This window comes from Pseudomonas sp. SDO5522_S412, from assembly GCF_054071215.1.
In genome coordinates this window covers 1-6,236 of sequence record NZ_JBSVWQ010000289.1, presented here as the reverse complement: position 1 = coordinate 6,236, position 6,236 = coordinate 1, and the positions used below count along the sequence as shown (strand labels likewise).

The following is a 6,236-nucleotide window of genomic DNA, read 5'->3' as shown; positions in this document are numbered from 1 at the left end:
AGTCACCGGATGTATCGACTGATCCACCGCATTCGCGAGCAAGCCCGCTCCCACATTTGAACAGTGTCAGGCTTCAGATCGAGACGAAGAAGAAGCTCGCAATCAACGCCATCCCCACCGCCCACACCACCGACCGCAGCATCGCCCAGTCCGCCAGGTAGCAGATGATGTAGAGCAACCGGCTGGTGATGAACAGCACCGCCAGGACGTTGATCGTCACCAGCGACGCAACGCCAGCCAGATGGGCAATGATCACCGCGGCCGCAAAGGCCGGGGTCACTTCGAAGCTGTTGAGTTGCGCACTGTGGGCGCGCTTGGCAAACCCCTCGAGGGTGTCGAGGAACGCCCGCGGGTCATGGTTCTGCCGGGGCCCGAACTTGCCGCCGCTGAACTTGGCCACGCCCGTGCACAGGTACGGCAGAAAGATTGCGATCAACACACACCAGAAAGCGACTGTCATAACCCATTCCTTTTTTAGTTTTATCCGACGGTTAGAGTTTCATCACGAACATGCCGATCAGCACCAACCCACAGGCTATGAGCCGTGGGCGGCCGAAAGGTTCTTTCAGGTAACGCATGCCGAACAGCACCACCAGGATCACGCTGACTTCCCGCAGCGCAGCGGCTTCGGCAATCGAGCCCAACTGCATGGCCCAAAGCACCAGAGCGTAGCTCAACAACACGCACAACCCGACACTCAGCCCCAGCCGCCACTGCGTGCGCCAGAACAGCCCGAACGCCGCCCGTTTGCGCACCATCGCCAGCAACGGAAACGGCCATGCGCTTATCAGCGTCAGCCACACCAGGTAGTCCAGCGGGTGTGACCAACGGCGCAATGCCTGGCCATCGAGGAAGGTGTAGCAACCGATACACAAGCCGATCAACGCCACCACCGGCAGCATCGACCAGGGCAACCGGTCGCCACCGCCGCCCTGCCACAACAGGCACAGCATGCCAAACGGGATCAGCAGAATGCCGAGAATCTGCTGGGTACTGAGCACCTCACCGGCAAACACCAGCGTCAGCGCCAGCACCACCAAAGGCGACAAGCCGCGCATCAATGGGTACACCAGGCCCAGGTCACCCACGCGATAGGCCTGGATCAGCAGGTAGCGGTAGAGCAATTCAAACAACGCCGAGGCGATGATCCACGGCCAGATTTCCAGTGGCGGAAACGATACAAACCCCACCGCCAGCACCACGAACAGCAACGCCACCGTGTCCATGCACGCGATGACCAACAGGCGCTCGCCGCTGAATTTGATCAAGGTGTTCCACGTCGCATGCAACAACGCCGCTACCAGTACCAAAGCTGTTGCAATCACGGTGACTCCCCAGTCATAAAAAGCGGAATTGATTCGTCATATTTCAGCACCTGTTTATACTAAAGCCGACCACGCCGCACTCAGTTGAGCAAAGACCTGGACCAATAAATTTTTGCTGCTGCCCGATCTTCGCCGATCCGGGCGTCGGCCTGCGTATGCCTGATCAGAGCGTCACGATTACCGAAGGAGATCCTCGCCTGCCGCTCGGTGCCTGGATCGGCGGGACGGTGGCGGCGGCACTTTTGTTCATCGACCTGCAACGTCGTCGCCTTGCTGCGGTCAACGTAGCCAACTGATAAATGTGTTCTGTGTGGGAGCTGTCGAGCTTTAGCGAGGCTGCGATACAGGCGCTGCGGTCTTGCAGCCTCACCCAGGTGATGCCATCGCAGCCTCGCTGGGGCTCGACAGCTCCCACATATGATCTCTACTCACTCCTCCATCCAAGGACCCCGGATGCTTGAACTTGTCGCTGCGTTTATTTGCCTCACCACCCTGCTCACGTATGTGAACTACCGCTTCATCGGCCTGCCGCCCACCATCGGTGTGATGGTCACGGCACTGATGTTTTCCCTGCTGCTGCAAGGCTTGAGCTTTATCGGCTACCCCGGCCTTGAAGAGCGCATCCAGCAGTTGATCGGCCAGATCGACTTCGGCGACCTGCTGATGAACTGGATGCTCTCGTTCCTGCTGTTCGCCGGCGCCTTGCACGTCAACCTGAGCGACCTGCGCAGCTACCGCTGGCCCATCGGCCTGCTTGCCACCTTCGGCGTATTGATTGCCACGGTGGTGATCGGCAGCCTGGCCTTCTACATCTTTGCCCTGTTCGGCTGGCACGTGAGTTTCCTGTACTGCCTGCTGTTCGGCGCGCTGATTTCCCCCACCGACCCGATTGCCGTGCTCGGTGTGCTGCGGACCGCCAATGCGTCGAAACCACTGAAAACCACCATCGTCGGCGAATCGCTGTTCAACGACGGCACGGCGGTGGTGGTGTTCACCGTGTTGCTGGGCATCGCGCAACTGGGCGAGACGCCTACGGTCGGCGCCACGGCCATGCTGTTTGCCCATGAGGCGATTGGCGGCGTGGTGTTTGGCGGGCTGATCGGCTACATCGTGTACCTGATGATCAAGAGCATCGAGCAGTATCAGATCGAAGTGATGCTGACCCTGGCCCTGGTGATCGGCGGCTCGGCGATGGCCACTGAACTGCACGTCTCGGCACCCATTGCGATGGTGGTGGCGGGCCTGATCATCGGCAACCTCGGCCGCAAGCTGGCGATGAACGACATGACCCGGCGCTACCTGGACGGTTTCTGGGAACTGCTCGATGACATGCTCAACGCCCTGCTGTTTGCGCTGATCGGCATGGAACTGCTGCTGTTGCCGTTCAACTGGCTGCACGTGTTGGCCGCCAGTTTGCTGGCCGTGGCAATCCTGTTGTCACGCCTGCTGACGGTGGCCCCGGCGATCCTGCTGCTGCGCCGCTGGCGCACGGTGCCCCGCGGCACCATCCGCATCCTCACCTGGGGTGGCTTGCGCGGCGGGGTTTCCGTGGCACTGGCCCTGGCCCTGCCACTGGGCCCGGAGCGTGACTTGCTGCTGAGTATCACCTACATCGTGGTGCTGTCGTCCATCCTGTTGCAGGGCTTGAGCATCGGCAAGCTGGTCAAGCATGTGACCAAGGATGAGCCGGCGCCTGCTGCGGCGCCGGAGACTCACTGACCCTTGTTGATCTGCTGCGGATGCCTCGGGTCCGCAGCGGCTTTGCCCGGCAGGCTGCTTTCGCTGCGAATCTGCGCATGGCTGATCAGCGCAAAGATAAAGCTGCCGCCGATGATATTGCCCGCCAGCGTCGGCCCGGCGAACACCAGCCAGAAGTCTTTCCACGGCAGCTCGCCGGCAAATACCAGGTACGACACTTCCGCCGAGCCCACCACGATGTGGGTGAAGTCTCCCAGTGCCATCAGGTAGGTGATCAGGATGATGATCCAGATTTTGGCGCTTTCCATGGATGGGATCATCCACACCATGGTGGCGATCATCCAGCCCGACACGATGCCCTTGGCGAACATCTGGTAGGCGTCGTTTTCCATGACCTTGCGCCCGATTTCCAGGAAGGCCAGGTCGGTCTTGGTGTCAAAGATCGGCAAGTGCAGCATCACGTACGCCACCAGCAAGGTGCCGCACAGGTTGCCCACCAGCACCACGGCCCATAAACGCAGCAGGCGTGCGAAATTCTTCAGCGTGGGTTTGCTCATCACCGGCAACACCGCGGTCAGGGTGTTTTCGGTGAATAACTGCTGACGGGCGAGGATCACGGCAAGAAAGCCGGCGCAGTAACCAAAACTGGCGATCACCTTGAACTCCTCGCCATCCGGCAGGCGCGAGTTGAGCAAGCCCATGCCCATCAGTGACAGGCCCATGGTCAGGCCGGCGGCCAGCGCCGACCACCACAACGCGGCGACGTTGCGCTCCAGTTCCTGATCGCCTTGAGTGCGGATGATTTCATGCAGAACCGCCGCGCGAGGCGGCTGATTCTTGTCGACGTCGTGCTGCTCTTCCTGCGACAGATTGGGGGTCTTGCCGTCTTCTTGCGTGGCCATGGTGATACCTGAACGGGGGGGCGATGTTCAGGTACGACCTATGGTTGATCAAGAGCGTTCACTGGCCCTGCGCAGGATTACTCGCCGAGGCCTTCCGACTGGAACTGATCCTTCACGTACTTGATCTCGGTGCGGCCATGGGGCGCCGGCAGACCGTCTTCACCCAGGTTCACGAAGACCATTTTTTCCACCGTCAGAATGCTCTTGCGCGTGATCTTGTTGCGCACTTCACAGGTCAGGGTGATGGAGGTGCGACCGAACTCGGTGGCGGTGATGCCCAGTTCGATGATGTCGCCCTGGCGCGAGGCGCTGACGAAGTTGATTTCGGAGATGTACTTGGTCACCACCCGCTGGTTGCCCAACTGGACAATCGCGTAGATGGCCGCTTCTTCGTCGATCCAGCGCAGCAGGCTGCCACCGAACAGGGTGCCGTTGGGGTTGAGGTCTTCGGGTTTTACCCATTTGCGGGTGTGGAAGTTCATGTTCACTCCAAAGCGTGTTGCGAAATGATGGGCAACATCATGGCAGAGGCCGGGCCCAAGCTCTATGAGCCATTGCCTATCAACCCCATGAGCGATCTTCATGCCGCCGACAGAAAGGCTTTAGAAGTCAGGCGCAGGCGGCTATAATCGCCTCCGCTTCAAAACGGTCATCTTCGATTGATACCGTTCTCCCGCCACCTGTCCGAGGGGCGCTGCAGCAGGCTCGACCTGTCAGGCTCGGATGGGGCGTTGTTCGGCCTGGTTAGCCAGCTGGATACTAAACGCACAACGGCGCCCATTCGCACACTACGAATGGAGGCTCTTCATGAGCGCTGTAATCACGCCTGCAGGTTTTACCGACTACAAAGTCGCCGACATGTCCCTCGCTGCCTGGGGCCGTCGCGAAACCTTTATCGCCGAATCCGAAATGCCAGCCCTGATGGGCCTGCGTCGCAAGTACGCCGCTGAGCAGCCGCTCAAGGGCGCGAAGATTCTCGGCTGCATCCACATGACCATTCAGACTGCCGTGCTGATCGAAACCCTGGTTGCCCTGGGTGCCGAAGTACGCTGGTCGTCCTGCAACATTTTCTCGACTCAAGACCAGGCCGCTGCCGCTATCGCTGCTGCCGGTATCGCCGTGTTCGCCTGGAAAGGCGAAACCGAAGAAGAGTACGAGTGGTGCCTGGAGCAAACCATCCTCAAGGATGGCAAGCCATGGGACGCCAACATGATCCTCGACGACGGCGGCGACCTGACCGAGCTGCTGCACAAGAAATACCCGCAGATCCTCGACCGCGTCCACGGCGTGACCGAAGAAACCACCACCGGCGTTCACCGCCTGCTGGACATGCTGGCCAAGGGCGAGCTGAAAATCCCGGCCATCAACGTCAACGACTCGGTGACCAAGAGCAAGAACGACAACAAGTACGGCTGCCGTCACAGCCTGAACGACGCGATCAAGCGCGGCACCGACCACCTGTTGTCCGGCAAGCAAGCGCTGGTGATCGGCTACGGTGACGTGGGCAAGGGTTCGTCCCAGTCCCTGCGTCAGGAAGGCATGATCGTTAAAGTCTCCGAAGTCGACCCGATCTGCGCCATGCAAGCCTGCATGGACGGTTTCGAAGTGGTTTCGCCGTTCATCAACGGCCAGAACGACGGCACCGAAGCCAGCATCGACAAGGCCCTGCTGGGCAAGATCGACCTGATCGTGACCACCACCGGCAACGTGAACGTGTGCGACTCGAACATGCTCAAGGCCCTGAAAAAGCGCGCCGTGGTGTGCAACATCGGTCACTTCGACAACGAAATCGACACCGCTTTCATGCGCAAGAACTGGGCATGGGAAGAAGTGAAGCCACAGGTACACAAGGTTCACCGTACCGGTGCTGGCGATTTCGACCCGCAGAACGATGACTACCTGATCCTGCTGGCCGAAGGCCGCCTGGTGAACCTGGGCAACGCCACTGGCCACCCAAGCCGCATCATGGATGGCTCGTTCGCCAACCAGGTACTGGCGCAGATCTTCCTGTTCGGCCAGAAATACGCCGACCTTTCGCCCGCCCAGAAAGCCGAGCGCCTGACCGTGGAAGTACTGCCGAAGAAACTCGACGAAGAAGTGGCCCTGGAAATGGTCCGCGGCTTCGGCGGCGTAGTGACTCAACTGACCAAGACCCAGGCCGACTACATCGGCGTGACGGTCGAAGGCCCGTTCAAGCCGCACGCTTACCGCTACTGATTTGCCTGCTGCCTGCTCCCCATGTGGGGGCAGGCTTTTGTGGGAGCGGGCTTGCTCGCGAAGGCGGTGTGTCAGTCGACTTATCGACTACTGA

General features: G+C 60.2%; 7 protein-coding genes and 1 riboswitch. Of the genes, 3 read left to right on the top strand and 4 right to left on the bottom strand.

From position 1 onward, the window contains the following. Positions 1-73: 73 nt before the first annotated feature. Together ACW9I6_RS29745 and ACW9I6_RS29740 are read right to left on the bottom strand one after the other, a co-directional pair. Positions 74-460, bottom strand: a complete 387-nt coding sequence (locus ACW9I6_RS29745; protein WP_003216858.1) for an MAPEG family protein — start codon at positions 458-460, stop codon at positions 74-76. Between the two features lie 31 nt (positions 461-491). Beyond that, positions 492-1,325: an EamA family transporter gene (locus ACW9I6_RS29740; protein WP_063026578.1), complete on the bottom strand. Its 834-nt coding sequence runs from the start codon at positions 1,323-1,325 to the stop codon at positions 492-494. A gap of 155 nt (positions 1,326-1,480) precedes the next feature. Between ACW9I6_RS29740 and ACW9I6_RS29735 the strand changes: the two genes are divergently transcribed. Further along, on the top strand, positions 1,481-1,621 hold the full coding sequence (locus ACW9I6_RS29735) for a hypothetical protein (RefSeq protein ID WP_457340145.1): 141 nt from the start codon (positions 1,481-1,483) through the stop codon (positions 1,619-1,621). A 157-nt stretch (positions 1,622-1,778) separates the two neighbouring features. Continuing rightward, positions 1,779-3,044 (top strand): cation:proton antiporter, encoded by a 1,266-nt coding sequence (locus ACW9I6_RS29730; RefSeq protein ID WP_008434094.1) that lies wholly within the window; start codon positions 1,779-1,781, stop codon positions 3,042-3,044. Here the strand turns inward: ACW9I6_RS29730 and ACW9I6_RS29725 are convergent. Next, entirely contained in the window at positions 3,038-3,925 is an 888-nt protein-coding gene (locus ACW9I6_RS29725) for a formate/nitrite transporter family protein (protein ID WP_008434095.1), read from the bottom strand. The genes ACW9I6_RS29730 and ACW9I6_RS29725 overlap by 7 nt on opposite strands. A 77-nt stretch (positions 3,926-4,002) precedes the next feature. Next, positions 4,003-4,407 carry an acyl-CoA thioesterase gene (locus ACW9I6_RS29720; RefSeq protein WP_003216852.1) on the bottom strand — a complete coding sequence of 135 codons (405 nt, stop codon included), beginning with the start codon at positions 4,405-4,407 and terminating at the stop codon, positions 4,003-4,005. Positions 4,408-4,605: 198 nt separating this feature from the next. Next, positions 4,606-4,711: riboswitch (S-adenosyl-L-homocysteine riboswitch) on the top strand. A 21-nt stretch (positions 4,712-4,732) separates the two neighbouring features. On the opposite strand from ACW9I6_RS29720, the gene ahcY reads away from it, so the two are divergent. Then, positions 4,733-6,142 (top strand): adenosylhomocysteinase, encoded by a 1,410-nt coding sequence (ahcY, locus tag ACW9I6_RS29715; protein WP_003216850.1) that lies wholly within the window; start codon positions 4,733-4,735, stop codon positions 6,140-6,142. Positions 6,143-6,236 lie beyond the last annotated feature (94 nt).